Source organism: Streptococcus sp. Marseille-Q4154, assembly GCF_916700545.1.
GTDB lineage: Bacteria > Bacillota > Bacilli > Lactobacillales > Streptococcaceae > Streptococcus > Streptococcus infantis_I.
In genome coordinates this window covers 43,967-63,159 of the sequence record NZ_CAKAKN010000003.1, presented here as the reverse complement: position 1 = coordinate 63,159, position 19,193 = coordinate 43,967, and the positions used below count along the sequence as shown (strand labels likewise).

Below are 19,193 nucleotides of genomic sequence, written 5' to 3'. Positions count from 1 at the left end.
CCTCCTTTCTTTTTATGTTTACTTTTTGAAATTAAATTTCTTCTTTTTGAATGAGTTCTGTACGAATTTCCTGTGGTGCCAATAGTCCTGAATGGACTGGGTATGGGCGTTCCAACAAGTCAAGAATAGTTTGTTGTTTTTCAGACACACGGATATTTTCTTGACTCATGTTGTAGTAACGAAGGACATAACCTTCTTCATTCTCAGCCACCTTAAAGGCTGTTGGGCATACTTGTGGCAAGTTCAGAGCCGGATGGTTAAAGAGGCTACCCGTTGCTGCAACGCTACCCTCTTGTTTTGCAACTTGAAGAGCTGTAAATGACACCTGGAAGGCTTTGGCACGACGGAAAGCTGAGAAGCGTTCCCCTGCTTGGTGACATTCTACTGCAAATTCAACTTCGATATCACGCAAGCACTGAGCTTCCGGCGTTGGGAAGTAACCCCAGTCACCAAGTTCGCCTGAAGCACGAAGAAGGGTTACAGCCATGGTGTCGTCTCCAAGGATTTCGTATTCATGCAATCCTTTATTGGATACGGTTACTCCTTTTACGTCATCATACAAGCTTACAAAGGCTTGTTGGTGTTGTGGATTTTCAGGATTTTCCCAAGAAGCTGCTGGTTTATTTGGCCGTGTCACAACTTCATAGATGCTTTCAGAATCATTGCTTGGACGAGTGTTATGAGTTTTCACCAAGAGACGAATGCGGTGATCCTTGGCTGTGTTGGTAAAGCGAGTTTTAAAGCGAATCTGTGGATTGTCCACAAAGACGGTCATCTCAGTTTCAAGAGGAATAGTTGTCAACTCTTCTGAACGACCTGCATCTCGTTTCATGAACTCGATGATACCTCTTTGTTCAGCATCCAATTTTTCATCTGCACTGACTGGAATGGTCAAGTCATGTTTGAGCAAGATTTTAGCATAGCGAGCATTGTTTTCTAAGACTCCATAACCTTTCAGTTGAGCATAAATTGGCTCAGTTCCTTTCGGCTGGAAGTAAATGTACTCGTTACCAATATCTCCACGGTCCTCGAATTGGATGAAATCTTCGTAAGCTTCGTTAGTAGTCTTGTCATAGACTGTGATTCCTTCATCCACACTGACTGTTACGAATGGTGTATCAATTACTCCATTTTGGTAAATACCATCACGGTGATTTACTTGACCTTCGACCAATTGGAAGCTTGCCCAAGAAAGCGGAGCAAGGTGGACTGGGATTGTCACGCGCACTTGGCGTGCAATATATGGTTGGCGGAATTTATCCTTAGGCAAAGTATAGCCAAAATTTGCTCCCAAGTCTTCAATCTTGGCTTCAAGGACATGGCCATCCAAATCTTCAACATGGTAATCTGGCAAGGTCACGGCTGCCATCTTCTTGTAACCTTCAGTCGGATGCAATTCTTTAAAATCACAAGTCACAACATCCACTACAACACTAACTGTATCAACCTTGTCATGTAAGGCTGTGTTGACAACGGTAAAGAGGTGGTCGCTTTGCGCTTCCTGAGTTGCTATTTTATGTTTCCACTCGTTAAGAAGATTACTCTTAACAAAATTCCCGACTTGATTAACCTTTGCAAAACGAGTTTCCATTTCACGGTGAACTTCGTCAATACTACAACCACAGATACTATCGTGCGGTGCATTTTGCAGAAGTACTTTCCAAGCATAGGTCAATTGATCCTTGTGGTTGTGGCCTCCAGTGATAATGGTTAATGGTTCCACGACCTGCTCTAACAAGTTGCTATTTTCTTGGAAGGCTTGTTTGAGATAAACACGTGAAGAAGAGGTATTGGCAAGGGTGTACCAGCCATCCGTTTCCTGGCTAGTCAACTCACCTGTGACCGTTGATAATTGTTCAGGAAGGGCACTTTCCAGTGCTTGGACATATTCGTCAAATGAGCTATGAATAAAGGTCACGTCAGGGAAGAGTTCGTTTGCCACACGAATGGCTTCGCTCAAGTTCCGTTGAACTGGTTGGTGGTCGCAACCGTTCATCATCAACCATTGGTTAGTTGATGCATAGTCACGAACGTCTGCCAATTTTTGTTTCCAGAAATCCAAAGCTTCATCTTTATCCACTGGAATTTCGTTCCCGTTACTGTACCAGTTGGCAAAGAGAATACCCAGCACACGGCTACCATCAGCCCCTTGCCAGTACATCTCAGAAAATTGAGAGGTAAACTGTTCATCTTCAAGGACTTGATTGTCAAATCCGATTGGCTTGACACCGCGACCAAAGGCTGCTACGTGAATACCTGATTTTTGAAGGATTTGAGGAGCCTGCCCCATATTTCCAAAAGTATCTGGGAAATAACCAATTTGAGTAGATTTGCCCCATTTGGCACATTCCGCTTGTCCAATCAAGGTATTGCGGACGTTAGCTTCACTGGAAATCAAGTAATCATCCTGCAAGATATAGAAAGGCCCAATCTTCAATTTGCCTTCGTCGATATAACGCTGCACCTTGTCACGGTTTTCAGGGCGAATTTCTAAATAGTCATCGAGGACAATGGTTTGTCCATCTAGGTGGAAGCTCTTGAACTCAGGATCATTTTCAAAAAGATCAAAAAGATTGTCAAAAAGTTCCACCAATTGCATACGGTGACTTTCAAAAGGTAGATACCACTCACGATCCCAGTGACTGTGAGAGATGATATGTACAACAACATTTTCCATGAAGTAAAACCTCATTCTAAATTTAAATTTTTATTGTTAACGTTTTAAATGTAAATTTGTGATTCTTTCCAAGAATCAGTTGAGCGAAAACGTACTCCTTATACTCAATGAAAATCAAAGAGCAAACTAGGAAGCTAGCCGCAGGTTGCTCAAAGCACTGCTTTGAGGTTGTAGATAGAACTGACGAAGTCAGTAACATATATACGGCAAGGTGAAGCTGACGTGGTTTGAATTTGATTTTCGAAGAGTATTAGCGAATATCTAGGTAATCCAAGACCAATTCGCAGAACATCATGTTGGCCCATGAGAACCATTCACGAGAGTAGAGAGTCGGATCATCTACGTGGAAGCTTTCATGCATAACACCTGTTCCGCCATCGCAGGCAACTAGTTGGTCTAGCAAGTATTTTTTCTCAGCTTTATCTGTAGCTGTTAAGCCTTGAATTGATAGGGCAATCGGCCAGATATAACGATAGAAGGTATGAGAGCTTCCGAGACCGCTAGCGTATTCTCCTTGGTAGAAGTATGGATTTTCAGGGCTGAGAATGGTGCGACGAGTTGCTTGATACACTTCGTCATTGACATCACAATAACCAAGATATGGAGCAGCTAACAAACTTGGTACGTTAGGGTCGTCCATGATGCTAGCATTTCCTAAACCGTCTACTTCAAAGGCATAGATCTTCTCGCCCTTGCTGTTAGTCGTGTAGGCGTAATTTTCGATCCCTTCTTGGATTTCAGCTTGCAGACGTTTAGCGTCAGCAATGATGCTTTCACTATCAGCTAGACTCAATGTAGCAAAGATTTCTTGGACATAACCTAAGACAACGACTGCAAACATATTGGATGGAATCAAGTAGCTATACTGACAGCAGTCATCGCTTGGACGGAAGGCTGACCAGGTCATCCCTGTCACGGCAAAATCAGGTCCAAAACCATCATTAACCAAAGTGTCTTCCTTACGATCGGTATCACGGACGAAACGGTATGGTGAGTTCTTGTGATCTTGCTCCACCGTCCAAAGATGAAGAATCTCCTTGGTCGCTGTAACAAAAGTCTCATCAAACTGGCTAGTCTCACCAGTTTCCTTCCAAAGAAGGTAAGCCAATTGCAAGGGATAGCAAAGCGAATCTACTTCATACTTGCGTTCCCAAATCCAGCCATTGAGGTCTGTATGGTCTGTCTCGTGATGGCCCTTCCAGTTCTCCTCAATATTGAAAGAGTTGGCATAGGGATCCTTGAGAATCAAAGTCATCTGGCGTTTAACCAAACCAGCAATGGTCTGGCGCAAACGAGGGTCTCTTTTTGCCACATGAAGGTATGGTCTAAGCTGAGCAGTTGAATCCCGAAGCCACATAGCTGGGATATCCCCAGTTAGTACAAAGGTCGAGCCATCTTCTAAGATTTCAACTGTATTGTCTAAAGTGTCTGTATAGCAACGCTCAAAAACATCGACCCATTCAGGATGTTCCTTGGCACTCTCCGCTACCTCATCTAGCCACTCTCTGACGATTTCTTTAGAATAAACCATAAACTATTTTGCCTCTTTCAAACAAATTTTCATTTTCAGTATATAGCTTTTAGTCCAGAAAATATATACACAAATGTTAGTCATTATTCTACAAAATTGTTATATTTAGAAGTCATTTTCTAAAAGTATCCTTTTTCTGATATAATGTAGAAAACTACAGAAGGAAATCGCTATGGAACCGATACTTGAAACCATTGATACCCGCTTTGGCACCGCGAGCAAGCATGCCTTTTCTCGAGGAAATACCCTACCTTACGCTGGAGTGCCTTTTGGGATGAATTACTTTGTTCCGCAAACTAGTGACCAGGAAGGGTCTTGGTTTTTTGATCCCCATCTTCCCATATTTCAGGGTGTTCGACTAACCCACCAGCCTAGTCCTTGGATTGGCGATTATTCTTGGTTACTACTGACTCCTGTTACAGGAGAAATCAGTGGAGACACCCTCTTCCATCGTCAGTCTTCTTATAACCTTGATCGTGCTATTTTCAATCCCCATTATCTCAGAATTTTTTCTGAGCGTTACCAGATTGAAACTCAACTCACACCTACTTGCTATGGGGCTTCTATTCAACTAAGACAGATACAAGGCAAGAAGATCTCACTCTATCTGCATGCAGCTGATGATTTATCATTAGAGCAAGTAGATGAGCGTACTGTCAACCTTGGTCAAAGCGGATTAACCGAAACCAACAAAAGCCCCCTCGTCATGTTTACTGCTCTCGCATTCTCTACGGATATTTTATCTATCAATCAAGTGGGGCAAGACTGGCGTATCGACTTGGCTGGAGCAGAAGCTCTAGTTCAACTGGCTACTTCTTTTATTTCTAAAGAACAGGCCATCTTTAATCTGCCTAGAAAAGACTTTAAAGAAACGAAATCAGAGGCTAAAGCAAGTTGGGAAGATCTTCTAGGCCGTTTTGATGTCGTGGAAACTGGCTCTGTAGACCGAACATTTTTTGATCACTGTCTTTATAGACTCTTTCTCTTCCCACAAACCTTCTATGAGGTAAATGAGCAAGGCGAGACTATTCATATAGACCTTGCTTCAGGAACGATCAAGTCTGGTCTACTCTATACCAACAATGGTTTTTGGGATACCTTCCGCACTTCATTCCCACTCTTTGCCTTGATTATTCCAGAGCACTATCGTCAGTTTCTTGAAGGTTTCCTCAATAGCTATAGAGATACTGGATATCTCCCTAAGTGGCTGGCTCCTGACGAAAGAGGGATGATGCCTGGGACTTTGATTGATGGCCTTCTTGCAGATAGTGCCTGCAAGAATATGGCACCTGAGTTTGAAGAAGAATTCCTCAAAGCCATGATTGAAACTGCTACTAAGGAAGATCCAAAAGCTATCAACGGGCGACACGGCCTAAGCCAATACCAAGAACTGGGCTATTTATCCACAGACTACCACGAAAGTGTCAGTCATACGCTAGATTATGCCTACAGCGATTTTTGTATCTCTACTTGTGCAGAAAAATTAGGTCAAGAAGAGCTAGCTCAAACCTATGCTCAATATTCTAAAAACTATCAAAACCTCTTTGACTCTGAGACGGGTTACATGAGGGCGCGTGATGTAGATGGCAACTTCCGTCCTGACTTTTCTCCCTATAGTTGGGGTCGTGACTACGCTGAGTGTTCAGCTATTCAAGCCAGTCTCGGTGTCTTACACGATATTTCTGGACTTAGCCAACTAATGGGTGGAAAAAAAGCCTTTAGCAACTATCTTTTGAAAGCTTGTCAAAGCCTCCCACTTTTTGAAACGACGGGCTATGGTTATGAAATACATGAGATGAGCGAAATGGCAACAGCACCATTTGGTCAACTAGCCATTTCCAACCAACCAAGCTTCCACATCCCTTATCTCTTCCGCTACAGTAATTATCCCCAATATACCAGTCTCTTAATCAAGACCCTCCGTCAAAAAGCCTTCCGAGCTAGCTGGGATGCTTATCCAGGCGATGAGGATAATGGTAGTCTATCGGCTTGGTATATATGGTCTGCTCTCGGACTTTACCCGACTTGCCCAGGGAAAGCAAGCTATGATCTTGGAATTCCTCTCTTTAATCACCTTCGTGTCTATCTGACAGAAAAAAATCAGTGGTTGGATGTTCGTACTCAGCAAAATTATGAACACTTCCACTTTGTACAAGACTGTCGACTGGACGGGAAAGAAAAACAAAGCATCAGCCATCAGGAATTGCTCAATGCTAAGACTCTTGACTTTACCCTCAGCTGGTTGCCAAAGCATTAATAACCTGACCCCTTTGTGCATGACAAAGGGGTCTTCTTATCCATATAAAGTTATCCACAGACTGTGAATAACCTTCAACTTTTTTTCGGAAAAGATTTTCAAGTTTTTCCAAAATGTCTTTCCAATCCAAGTTCATAGGATTTACAATAGAAATGCTGTTAGAATCCTTGTCCAATCAGGCTTTACCCCAGGTTCTCCTCTCTTATAATTCCTAAATTTCTTGTCCCCTTTACAAACGATAGCTATAAAAATATTTTTGATAGGATGGTGTCAACTTATCCACAAGTTGTGGATAAGTTTTTTCAACTAAGCAATCCTAGTGCCTATCTGTTAGCTAGCTTTTACTTTTTTTATAGTAAATTTCAAATTTTGTTAGGCGCTTTCAAAAAATCATGATATACTGAAATTATCAGAAAAGGAGACATTATGAAAAAAGATCAACACCAACTTAATTGGCTGATGGTTTCTCTGATTGCCTTCAACATGGTTTGGGGGCTAGGAAACGTCGTCAACAACTATTCTCAACAGGGAATTTCAGTCGTCGTATCTTGGATTTTAATCCTCGCACTCTACTTTATCCCCTATTCCCTCATCGTCGGACAACTAGGTTCTACCTTCAAGGAAAGCGGAAGCGGTGTTAGTGACTGGGTTGAAAAAACATCAACCAAACGTTTAGCCTACTTTGCTGCTTGGACCTACTGGGTTGTGCATATCCCTTATCTCGCACAAAAACCTCAAGGAATTCTAATTCCGCTTGGTTGGGCCTTGCAAGGTAACGGACAATTCCTTAAACAAATCGACATCCACTGGATCGTTATTCTCTGCTTGCTAATCTTTGGACTTTTCCTCTACCTTTCTACAAAAGGATTGACAACACTGAAAGTCATCGGTAGCTTGGCAGGAAGTGCCATGTTGATTATGTCTTTACTCTTTGTGCTTTTGGCTGTCGGTCTGCCTTTCATTAAGCCAGACATCCAGTTTGCGACACCGCACATGGATCAACTGAGCACCTACATTCCAAACTTTGATTTTTCTTATTTCACAACAATCTCATTACTGGTCTTTGCCGTTGGTGGTTGTGAAAAAATTTCCCCTTATGTGAATCAAACTCGCAATCCTGCAAAAGAATTTCCAAAAGGTATGATTGTCATGGCCATCATGGTAGGACTCTCTGCTATCCTTGGTTCAGTTGCCATGGGAATGCTATTTGATGGTAATAACATCCCTGAAGACCTCATGCGTAATGGTGCTTATCAAGCCTTCCAAATGTTAGGAAATTCTTGGGGAGTTGGAAATCTTTTCGTTGTGATTTACGCTCTTACAAATATGGTCGGACAAATTGCTGCGCTTGCCTTTTCTATTGACGCACCATTACAAATCCTACTCAATAACGCTGACGAAAACTACATCCCAAGCTGGCTTCGTAAACGTACTGAAAAAGGTGTCCTCATTAATGGCTACCTCCTTACAGGCGTCCTCGTTAGCCTTATCATCATCCTTCCAATTTTTGGTATCCAAGAAATTGATGGACTTGTAAAATGGATGACCAACCTCAATTCTATCGTAATGCCAATGCGTTATCTCTGGGTATTCCTTGCCTATATGATGCTTAATCGCGCTTGGAAAACATACAAAAATGCCGAATACAAGTTTGTGAATAATCCTAAACTTGGCTTTGTGATTGGTACTTGGTGCTTCCTCTTCACTGCCTTTGCTTGTATCCTAGGTATGGTTCCAAAAATTAGCTATGCTGAGAATCCAACTGCTTGGCAATTCTCTCTTCTTACAAATATCTTGACCCCAATTATTCTGATTGGTTTAGGTGTTATTCTACCAATCCTTGCAAAAAAAGAACAAAAGAAACAAATCAAATAAATCTTACTATTAGCTAGATAGTTTTACTTTTGTCTTTTCCTGAAAGAAAAATCCCTTTGAACCATAATGTTCAAGGGGATTTCTTTTTTGTCTGATAGGCCATTTCTACTTAGCTTCGTACCAAGTTACGCCTTCATTTTCATCAGCAATCAGGGGCACACTGAGTTGAATGGCTTCTTCCATGGTTTGTTTGACGAGTTTTTTTATGGCAGCCAATTCTGACTTAGGCACTTCAAGAACAATTTCATCGTGTACTTGTAACAGCATCTTAGTTTGATAACCGCCTGCTACCAAGGCTTTATCTAGCTGAATCATAGCAATTTTGAGAATATCTGCAGCCGATCCTTGGATAGGTGAGTTGATAGCTGTCCGCTCTGCGAAACCACGAATATTAAAGTTGCGCGAATTAATATCTGGTAACTCACGACGACGTTTGAAGAGAGTCTCTACATAACCCTTATCACGCGCCTCACGAACCACTTCATCCATGTAGTTTTTGATACCTGGGAAGCGTTCAAAATAGGTATCGATGTAGGCTTTAGCTTCTTTACGGCTGATGCCTAGATTATTCGATAAACCAAAGTCTGAAATTCCGTAGACCACTCCGAAGTTTACAGCCTTGGCATTGCGACGGTCGTTTGGAGTTACATCCTCAGGACGTTCAATTCCAAAGACCCGCATAGCTGTCGAGGTATGGATGTCCGCTCCCTCTTGAAAGGCCTTGATTAAGTGCTCATCCTTAGAGATATGGGCCAAAACTCGTAGTTCAATCTGTGAGTAGTCAGAGCTGAGAAGTACGCTATCTTCCCACTCTGGTACAAAAGCCTTACGAATGAGGCGGCCTTGTTCCAAACGAACAGGAATATTTTGCAAGTTTGGATCCACACTAGACAGACGCCCTGTCTGAGTCAAATCCTGCACATAGCGCGTGTGAATCTTGCCATCCGCTAAAATCCAGTCCTGTAAACCAATCACATAGGTTGATTGAATCTTGGTAATCTGACGATAATCTAAAATTTTCTTGACGATTGGGGCAATAGGAGCTAGGCGCTCTAACACATCCACTGCTGTTGAGTAACCTGTCTTGGTTTTCTTGGTGTATTCTATAGGGAGACCTAGCTTTTCAAAAAGTAGTTCGCCCAACTGCTTAGGCGAGTTGATGTTAAACTCCTCACCAGCCAATTCATAAATCTCTTGAGTTAGCTTTTCAATGACTAGCTCATTTTCAGCTTGCATATCGAGTAGAGTTTCTTTTTTTACCTTGATCCCAGCGATTTCCATCTTAGCAAGAACAAAAGCCAGAGGTTGCTCCATATCATAGAGGAGGTCCAATTGTCCGTTTTCACTTAATTTCTCAAGTAAGACAGGCTCTGTCTCAACCAATACAGCAACCTTGCGAGCCAAGTGCTCCAAGAAGGTTTCTCTCTCAGGGATAGCCTTCTTGACCCCCTTACCATAGAAGGTTTCATCATCAACTAGGTAAGTTTGACCATAGAGACTAGCAATGGTTGAAATTTCATTATTCTCTACAGTAGAGAGAAGGTATTTGGCCAATCGACTGTCAAAAGCAGGAGCCTGCAAGTCCAAACCAAAGCGATTTAAGAGAACTTTAGCTTTCTTAAAATCATATACTTTCAGAGGTGTTTTTTCTAGAAAACCCTTAAGAATCGGATCCTGCAGAAGTTCCAGCTTATCTGTAGCATAGAGCTTGTCTCCGCATGACCAAGCAAAACCAACCAAATCATCTGTATGGTAATTTTCACCAAAAAGTTCAAAGTGGAAGATAGAGTCGGCACTCAGCATATCTTCAGTCACTTTGTCCACCATGGTAAAATTCAAAGTCTCAGCTTGATTAGTCTGAGAAGCATTCAAGGCTTGTTTGAGCTGCTTAAAGCCCATCTCATCGTAGAATTTCCCAAGGTTTTCCACATTTGGTCCACTATAGACCAAATCATCTAGACCTATCTCGATTGGCGCTTTCGTGTCGATGGTAGCTAGTGTTTTAGACAGAAAGGCTTGTTCCTTGTCATTGACGAGGTTTTCCTTCATCTTAGAAGCCTTCATGCCATCGATATTTTCATAAATACCTTCCAGCGAGCCGTGTTCTAACAAGAGCTTAATACCAGTCTTTTCACCAATCTTGGTCACCCCAGGGATATTATCTGACTTATCCCCCATAAGGGCCTTAAGATCAATAAACTGAGCTGGTGTGATTCCCATCTTTTCCATGAGATATTCTGGAGTAAAGGCCTCAAACTCAGCCACACCTTTCTTAGAAATCTCAACCACTGTATGATCATCCGTCAGCTGAATCAAGTCCTTGTCTCCACTAACGATCGTCACATCAAAAGAATCCTTTTCAGCCAAGCGACCAAGAGTTCCAATGATATCATCCGCCTCATACTGAGCTAATTCATAGTGGCGAATCCCAAGATGGTCTAGCAACTCACGAATGAAGGGAAATTGCTCACGAAACTCATCTGGAGTCTTAGCACGACCACCCTTATAATCAGCATACATCTCTGTACGGAAAGTCGTTTTCCCCGCATCAAAAGCAACCAAAATATGACTCGGTTGGACACGCTCCAGTAGGTGATTTAGCATCAGATGAAATCCGTAGATTGCATTGGTATGTAGTCCATTGTCATTTTTAAAACGATCCAGTTGCTGGTAAAGTGCAAAAAATGCCCGGAAAGCAACTGAAGATCCATCAATCAATAATAATTTTTTCTTGTCCATACACCCATTATAAAGGAAAGCAGGGAAAAATACCATTGCTAAGAGTTAGATTATCGGTCAAGGCTTATTGGGATTTTTTTCAACTCGCGCACCATTGCTATCAACTTGGAAACCATCGATAGTCGTATCTACTGCCAATTCTCCAGATGCGTTCACGTAATAATATTTCCCTGAAACCTGGAACCACTGACTAGCTTTCATAGCACCCGAGCTTTCGAGATAATACCAAATGCCCTTATCCTTCAACCATCCTGTCTGCATTTCTCCAGATGATTTCAAGTAGTACCACTTGGAACCGTCTTTTAGCCAACCTGTTCTCATTGAACCATTAGTTTGGAAATAGTACCAACTGCCGTTTATCTTTTTCCATCCAAGTGCGACTTTGCCATTTTCATAGTAGTACCAGATTGTTCCCTGTTTTTCCCATCCATTCTTCGAGGTTACCGTTTTAATTAAGGGGATATAACGTCTGTTCCCACTTCTTGAAATATAACTAATCCATCTATAGCCATCCTTTTCAAGAGTTTGATCATAATGAACACTCATTCCAGATTCGTAGTAATCAATAATAGTAGATGTCAATGATGGCTGATTCATAATAGCTACTTTTTCTGTAAAGTAATGAGTTCCACTAGAAGCTAGTACAGATTGATGATCCCCTACACTAGCATTCCCCACATCTTTAAAATGAATGAAACCAGTCATAGAACTTGCTTTTACTATTCTACGATAATACGTTTCTGTATAATCGTAATTGTACTCCTCAATTTCAACCATGTCTCCAATCACGTTAGAAACCCAAGCTACGTGGCCATGTGTTCCCCTCGTGCTCCAAGCAATAGCTCCAATCGCTGGTCTCTGATCTACACGATATCCTTCTTTTTGAGCACGGTATCCCCATTCCTTCGCATGCCCATAAGCAGCTGGTAGTTCAAATCCATTAACACTACTTAAACGAAAGGCAGCGAAAGATGTACACTGTCTGGAGTATAGACGCCATTTATCGATTTCTTGACTTCCATTTTTATAATAATAAGGATAATCATCTCCACGTGCCAGTGAGCCATTGTTTGCCTGATTGGCATGAACAGCTCCTCCACCAAACAAAAAAGCACCTGCTAACAGTAGGGAAGCTGTCCCCACTGTCGTTCTCTTAAGAAAAGCTCCCTTTTTACTATATGTCATTCATTCTCCTTCGAATAGATAAATTTTTGAGGTTGACCTCATTTATATCATTCGAAAGAAAAAGAAAAAAGTGAGAAAACTCCCACTTTCAATCTTAATCCAAATAGTGAATCAAATTCTTTTCCGTTAAAATATCAGAATAGGTGAAGGATTCAACGTAGACGTTGGCTTGTTTGTCTCCTTCTACATCTCCAAATTCAACGATAAAGAGTGATGGATAAACCTCAATAAGTCTTCCCAAACGATTCTTTTGGCGTTTACGACCATTTTCCAAGGTCATTTCCACGACTTGTCCTTCATGCGCCTTGATTTCTTCTTTGATTTTTTTCATCTTGGCTACATCTGTAAATGCATCTGTCATCTTTGTTCCTCTCTCTTCGAAATACTTGAAAACTTGTTATACTCTTTTTGAAAAATCAATTCTACCGTTCCACGTGCACCGCTACGGTTCTTCTCAATAATAACTTCTACTTTGTTATTTGGAAGACCTTCCTCTTCTTCGCCACCACGTTCATAATAGTCATCTCGATAGAGAAAGGCTACGATATCCGCATCCTGCTCGATAGATCCAGACTCACGAATATCTGATAATACTGGCCTTTTATCTTGACGTTGCTCAACACTACGTGATAGCTGACTTAGCGCGATAACAGGCACCTTCAGTTCCTTGGCTAGAATTTTCAACTGACGTGAAATCTCTGACACCTCTTGCTGACGGTTTTCACGACCAGTCCCTGTGATTAGTTGCAGGTAGTCAATCAAGATCAATCCAAGATTGCCTGTTTCCTGAGACAATTTTCTGGCGCGTGAACGAATCTCCGTAATTCGAATTCCAGGGGTATCGTCAATATAGATGCTTGCTTTTGCAAGATTGCCTTGAGCAATCGTATATTTGCGCCATTCTTCCTCAGTCAATTGCCCTGTACGGATAGAGTGAGACTCCACTAGCCCTTCGGCAGCTAACATACGGTCAACCAGACTCTCAGCACCCATCTCAAGCGAGAAAATTGCAACGGTCTTGTCAAGCTTGGTTCCAATATTTTGAGCAATATTCAAGGCAAAAGCAGTCTTACCAACCGCAGGACGAGCAGCAAGAATGATTAACTCCTCCTCGTGCAAACCAGTTGTCATATGATCCAAATCTTTATAACCAGTTGCAATCCCCGTAATATCTGACGTTTGTTGTGATCGAACTTCCAGATTCCCAAAATTAAGATTTAAAATGTCACGAATGTTTCTAAAACCACTACGATTCGCATTCTCACTGACATCAATCAGACCTTTTTCTGCTCTTGCAATGATTTCATCTGCTGGACTAGAGGCTTCGTAAGCTAAGTTTACAGACTCTGTCAACTTAGCAATCAAACGACGAAGCGTGGCTTTCTCTGCTACAATTTTTGCATAGTATTCAGCGTTTGCAGAGGTTGGTACAGAGTTGATAATCTCAACAAGGTAGGACAAGCCACCAATATTTTGCAAATCACCTTGATCATCTAATATCGTACGAACAGTCGTTGCATCAATGGCTTCGCCTCGATCTGACAAATCAACCATGGCCTGAAAAATCAAACGGTGAGCATACTTAAAGAAGTCTCGAGAGTCAATATATTCTCGAACAAATACGAGTTTACTCTCATCGATAAATATAGCTCCCAATACCGATTGTTCTGCCAAAATATCCTGGGGCTGAACTCGTAGTTCCTCTACTTCTGCCATCAGACTTTCCTTCCTTTTACAAAATCATTACTCAAATCTAGCTTAGCCTTCTTTTACACGAAGATTGATGACGCTAGTTACATCCTGATAAATTTTTACAGGTACATCAATCAAACCAACTGCTCGAATTGGAGATTGAACTTGAATATGACGTTTATCAATTTTAATTCCAAATTGTTTTTGGAGCTCTTCCGCAATTTTCTTGCTAGTAATTGAACCAAAAGTTCTTCCATCTGGACCAACTTTTTCAACAAACTCAACAATTGTTTCTTCTGCTTCAAGTTTCGCCTTAATTTCTTGTGCTTCTGCAAGAAGTTGAGCATGTGCTTTTTCTTCAGATTTTTGCTTCCCGCGCAACTCACCAATTGCTTGTGAAGTCGCTTCTTTAGCAAGGTTTTTCTTAATCAAAAAGTTTTGTGCATAACCTGTTGGCACTTCCTTGATTTCGCCTTTTTTTCCTTTGCCTTTTACATCTGCTAAAAAGATTACTTTCATTCTTCTGTCTCCTTTTCTCTAATTTCATTAGAAATAACGGTTTTTAGTTTATCACCTGCTTCTTGCAGAGTCATATCTGTCAGTCGGGCAGCTGCCAGGTTGAAGTGGCCTCCACCTCCCAACTCTTCCATAATCCGTTGCACATTGATCTTACTTCGACTTCGTGCAGAAATGGAAATATCACCTTGGCTGTTTTTAGCAATGACAAAGCTAGCTTCAATACCTGACATAGCTAACATAGTATCAGCTGCTTTACTAATCACTACAATATCATACTCCTTACCATCCTTGGCCTGAGCTACAAGAATAGAAGGTTGTACGGCCTGTCCTTGCAAGATTAGCTCATTAACCAATCGATACTCTTCAAAGTCAGTCGCCGCAAGTTCTTGAATTACAATACTATCACTACCACGTGTTCTTAGATAACTTGCCACGTCAAAGGTTCGGCTAGTTACACGAGAGGTGAAATTCTTAGTATCCAGCATCATACCGCCCATAAGAACACTAGCTTGGATACGACTTAAGCGTGCTTTCTTAGAGTTTTGGAATTGAATTAGCTCTGTTACAAGCTCGCTCGCACTACTTGCTCCACTCTCGATATAGGTGATAACAGCATTTTCCGGGAAATCCTGATCTCGTCTATGGTGGTCAATAATGATGGTTTGTGTAAACAAATCATAAAACTCTTTTGACAAGGTTAAAGCTGTCTTAGAGTGGTCCACCATCACTAGCAAGGAACGATTAGTGACCATTCCCATAGCTTGAGTTAGAGGGATGAGTTTTGTTACTCCCTCATTCTCTAAAAATTGAATGGCACGATGAATGTCCGGAGACATTTGTTCTGCATCATAGACCACATAACTATCATCCAAGACGTTACTCGAGAACAATTGCATACCAACAGCAGAGCCTAAAGCATCCATGTCTAAGTTTTTATGACCAACCACGAAGACATGGTCAACGCTTCTCAACTTTTCAGAGATTGCCGTCATCATTGCTCTTGTACGTGTTCTTGTTCGCTTAATAGAAGCTGCAGAACCACCACCAAAATAAATTGGATTTTTCGTCTCATCATTTTCTTTTACAACGACCTGGTCTCCCCCTCGAACTTCTGCAAGGTTGAGATTTGATAAAGCAACTTTACCAATACCCTCATGATCGCCATCACCGTATGACAAGCCCATACTCATGGTTAAGGCTAAATCTCTCTGCTTAGCTTCTTCACGGAAGGTATCAATTACAGAAAATTTATCCTGCATCAATTGCTCTAATACCGTATAGTCGGTAAATAAGTAAAAACGATCCATGGTCACTCTACGAGAAAACATCTGATATTTTCCAGTAAATTCTGATACAAAATTTGCGACAAAACTATTAATATGACTGATGTCTGATTCAGATGTTTCGTCCTCTAAATCATCATAATTATCTACCGAAATAATACCAATAACAGGGCGACTTGTAACCAATTCTACTGTGGCTTCGTACTCTCCAGAAACGTCAAAAAAGTAGAGCACGCCAGAATTTCTATCTAGATGCACTGCATAACGTTTTTCCCCCACATTTGCATAAATTCCAGGCGAAGATATGGATGTTTTTATAATTTCTTGAAGTTGAGGAAGGTCAATTTCTCCATCTTCCGTTGTCAACATTAACTCTGCGTAGGGATTGAACCACTCAATCTCACTGCTTTCCATGTTTAGCTTGACAACTCCAACAGGCATCTGTTCTAAGAGTGAACTTAAACTATCTTCTGCCTGATGGTTTACGTATTGGATTTGTTCAATTTCTGTTTTTTGATAAGATTTCTTCTGAAAATAAAATAGCAAAAGAAATGTCACCATTAAGAAAAATAAGCATGCTATTGTGACTAGGTTATTTTGAAGAAAAATAACCAATACAGTCATGATTATAAAGGAAATCCCAACAAATAAGAATATAAAAAAGGGATTCATTTCATTTTTTTTCATTACAAACCTCTTGCGCAATATTATACCATATTTGCACTGAAAAAGCGACCTTTAAAGAAGGAATAGCACTTGTGCTCAAATGTAGCATGTAGGAACACAAAAGGTGGTTTACACTAGTGTAAACCACCTTTTTAGTCTAAGCATATTAAGTATTATGATTCTTTCACTTCAAGAAGACCAATATCTCCATCTTCGCGTCGATAAATAACATTTGTAGTTTCATCTTCAACATCGATGTAAATGAAGAAATCATGACCCAATAAGTCCATCTGAAGAAGTGCTTCTTCAAGATCCATTGGTTTTAAATCAATTTGTTTTGAACGAACAACTTTAGGTTGAGCAGCATCTGTCTCTTCTACCAAGGTATCTGTAAATAGTTGGCTAGTAGAAACTTTATTTCTGTTTTTACGTTCAATTTTAGTTTTATTTTTACGGATTTGGCGTTCAATCTTATCTGTCACCAAATCAATAGATCCATACATATCTTGAGAAACGTCTTCTGCACGAAGAGTAATAGATCCAAGTGGAATTGTTACTTCTACCTTAGCAGTCTTTTCACGATACACTTTCAAATTTACACGCGCATCTAATTCTTGATCTGCTTGGAAGTATTTTTCGATCTTTTCGAGTTTAGAAACTACATAATCACGAATTGCTTCTGTTACTTCTAGGTTTTCACCACGGATACTATATTTAATCATATAAGTACCTTCTTTCTAAACATATTTGTTTTTCTATATTTATTATAACGCTTTCAAAAAATTATTGCAATCTTTTTCCTCATCTTACGAGGGAAAATGTTCTAACCTCTTCTGCTCCTGCCTTCTCGAGCAGTATTTTAACACGGTTAACAGTAGCTCCAGTCGTATAAATATCATCAATCAATAAAATCTTCTTTGGAATCCTAATGCCTTCTTTAATAAAAAACGGAAGTTCCGTGGCCAAACGCTCCGAACGATTTTTAGAAGAACTTGCTTTCTCTTCTCTTTTCCCTAATATATCCTGATGAGAAAGCCCTGCAGCCTCTATTAGGCCTGCAACCTGATTAAAACCTCTTTTTGCATACCTCTCAGGGCTTAACGGTATTAAAATAAAATGATAGTCCTTGTATTTTTTTAAATTCTCATTTAAAATCATTGCAAAAACTTTTCGGAGAATATAATCGCCATCAAATTTGTAACGATTAAAGAAGTCTTTCATAGCTTGATTATAACTAAAAATCGCTTCATGGCTTACTTCAATCCCTTCTTTACACCAAAGTTGACAATCTTGACACAAAGTTGACAATCCTTTTTTATAACAATTTGGGCAATGTTCTTCCCCAATAATTTCAAAACTTGAGTAACAAGCTAAACAAAGTGAGCCCTCCTCCTTTTTCAAAATAAGAAGCTCTCCAAAAGTTAGAGTTTTCTTCAAATGTTGGGCACATAGTAAACAAATCATAGGCCTGCCTCCTTGTTCATCAGTTTAATTTCCTTTATAGCATTCTTAATCGAACGATTTAATCCATTATGAAAGAAAATTAGATCTCCTGTAGGTCTATCCATGCTACGACCTACACGTCCTCCAATTTGAATGAGGCTTGATTTTGTAAAAAGACGATGGTTTGCTTCTACGACACAGACATCCACACAAGGGAAGGTAACTCCGCGCTCCAATATTGTTGTGCTTATCAATATGGTCAATTCCCTATCCCTAAAAGCTTGAACTTGCTCTAATCTATCTACAGTAACTGAGGATACGAAACCAATTTTCTCATTTGGAAATGTCTCTTGTAAGATTTCCTTCAACTTCTCTCCCTTTGTAATTTCTGATGCAAATATTAGTAAGGGGTAGCCAGTTCTTCTCTGGTTTTCAACATATCTTTTTAGCTTTGGTGGTAGGTGAAACTTATCCAAACATTTATCCAGACCAGATAACCAAACGGGTTTTGGAATAATTAAAGGATTTCCATGGAACCGCCTTGGCAGGCTTAGTCGTTTTAGCTTCCCTAAGCGAACCTTCTTATCCAACTCATCTGTAGAAGTTGCAGTGAGAAAAATTCTGAGTCCATTTTCCTTTACACAATTCTTTACAGCTTTGTAAAGCATCTTGTTGTCAACATAGGGGAATGCATCTACTTCATCTACTATTAGTAAATCAAAAGCGTGATAAAACTTTAATAATTGATGAGTTGTTGCAACAACTAGTGGTGTCCGAAAGTATGGTTCAGACTCACCATGCAGTAAAGCTATTTCACAAGCAAAGTCATTCTGCAATCGCTTATACAATTCCAAACAAACATCTATCCGTGGACTTGCTAGACAAACTGCGCCACCATCATTAATAACTTTCGCAACAACTTTATAAATCATCTCTGTCTTCCCAGCGCCAGTCACTGCATGAACTAAAGTCGGTTGCTGGTTCTCTACTGCCTGAAGTAATCCTTCTGATACTTTCTCTTGAAATGGAGTCAATTGTCCCTTCCATTTAAGAACATCTTGTTTAGGAAAATCTTCTTGAGGGAAATAATATAAGGCCTGATCACTCCTAACTCGCTTCATCAACAAACATTCTCGGCAGTAATGAGCATTAATAGGTAGAGACCATTCATCTTGAATCATACTATCACATCGTTGGCAGAAGAGTTTCCCCTTCTCTTTTCTCATGCTTGGCAGCTTCTCCGCCAGTTGTCGTTCTTCAGGGCTTAATTCTTGTTCTGTAAAAAGTCGACCAAGATAATTTGGATTTATTTTCATACTTCTTTAT

General features: G+C 40.5%; 13 protein-coding genes. 2 read left to right on the top strand and 11 right to left on the bottom strand.

Features of this window, described 5'->3' with window-relative positions; genetic code table 11:
* Positions 1–31 precede the first annotated feature (31 nt).
* Together LG369_RS07815 and LG369_RS07810 are read right to left on the bottom strand one after the other, a co-directional pair.
* Complete coding sequence (locus LG369_RS07815) at positions 32–2,677, bottom strand: alpha-mannosidase (protein WP_074324775.1); 2,646 nt, start codon at positions 2,675–2,677, stop codon at positions 32–34.
* Positions 2,678–2,927: 250 nt separating this feature from the next.
* Complete coding sequence (locus LG369_RS07810) at positions 2,928–4,208, bottom strand: glycoside hydrolase family 125 protein (protein WP_004251001.1); 1,281 nt, start codon at positions 4,206–4,208, stop codon at positions 2,928–2,930.
* A gap of 172 nt (positions 4,209–4,380) precedes the next feature.
* On the opposite strand from LG369_RS07810, the gene LG369_RS07805 reads away from it, so the two are divergent.
* Both LG369_RS07805 and LG369_RS07800 read left to right on the top strand, forming a co-directional pair.
* Complete coding sequence (locus LG369_RS07805; protein WP_004250999.1) at positions 4,381–6,465, top strand: GH92 family glycosyl hydrolase; 2,085 nt, start codon at positions 4,381–4,383, stop codon at positions 6,463–6,465.
* A 426-nt stretch (positions 6,466–6,891) separates the two neighbouring features.
* A complete protein-coding gene (locus tag LG369_RS07800; RefSeq protein WP_225750766.1) occupies positions 6,892–8,340 on the top strand; it encodes an APC family permease in 1,449 nt (482 codons plus the stop codon).
* A gap of 105 nt (positions 8,341–8,445) precedes the next feature.
* Here the strand turns inward: LG369_RS07800 and polA are convergent, their stop codons facing one another.
* From polA to LG369_RS07755, 9 genes are all read right to left on the bottom strand, one after another.
* Positions 8,446–11,079, bottom strand: coding sequence for a DNA polymerase I (gene polA / locus LG369_RS07795; RefSeq protein WP_225750765.1), 2,634 nt, complete (start codon positions 11,077–11,079; stop codon positions 8,446–8,448).
* A 57-nt stretch (positions 11,080–11,136) separates the two neighbouring features.
* Positions 11,137–12,264, bottom strand: coding sequence for an SH3 domain-containing protein (locus LG369_RS07790; RefSeq protein ID WP_225750764.1), 1,128 nt, complete (start codon positions 12,262–12,264; stop codon positions 11,137–11,139).
* A 94-nt stretch (positions 12,265–12,358) separates the two neighbouring features.
* Complete coding sequence (locus LG369_RS07785; RefSeq protein WP_004250994.1) at positions 12,359–12,625, bottom strand: Veg family protein; 267 nt, start codon at positions 12,623–12,625, stop codon at positions 12,359–12,361.
* Entirely contained in the window at positions 12,622–13,980 is a 1,359-nt protein-coding gene (gene dnaB / locus LG369_RS07780) for a replicative DNA helicase (RefSeq protein ID WP_225750763.1), read from the bottom strand. The genes LG369_RS07785 and dnaB overlap by 4 nt, the downstream gene beginning before the upstream one ends.
* Positions 13,981–14,022: 42 nt before the next feature.
* Positions 14,023–14,475: a 50S ribosomal protein L9 gene (rplI, locus tag LG369_RS07775; RefSeq protein WP_004250991.1), complete on the bottom strand. Its 453-nt coding sequence runs from the start codon at positions 14,473–14,475 to the stop codon at positions 14,023–14,025.
* On the bottom strand, positions 14,472–16,319 hold the full coding sequence (locus LG369_RS07770) for a DHH family phosphoesterase (RefSeq protein ID WP_413252028.1): 1,848 nt from the start codon (positions 16,317–16,319) through the stop codon (positions 14,472–14,474). The genes rplI and LG369_RS07770 overlap by 4 nt, the downstream gene beginning before the upstream one ends.
* Positions 16,320–16,597: 278 nt before the next feature.
* Positions 16,598–17,146, bottom strand: a complete 549-nt coding sequence (hpf, locus tag LG369_RS07765; RefSeq protein ID WP_004250989.1) for a ribosome hibernation-promoting factor, HPF/YfiA family — start codon at positions 17,144–17,146, stop codon at positions 16,598–16,600.
* A 79-nt stretch (positions 17,147–17,225) separates the two neighbouring features.
* Positions 17,226–17,888, bottom strand: coding sequence for a ComF family protein (locus tag LG369_RS07760; protein ID WP_049494448.1), 663 nt, complete (start codon positions 17,886–17,888; stop codon positions 17,226–17,228).
* Positions 17,885–19,183, bottom strand: a complete 1,299-nt coding sequence (locus LG369_RS07755; protein ID WP_049494449.1) for a DEAD/DEAH box helicase — start codon at positions 19,181–19,183, stop codon at positions 17,885–17,887. The genes LG369_RS07760 and LG369_RS07755 overlap by 4 nt, the downstream gene beginning before the upstream one ends.
* Positions 19,184–19,193 lie beyond the last annotated feature (10 nt).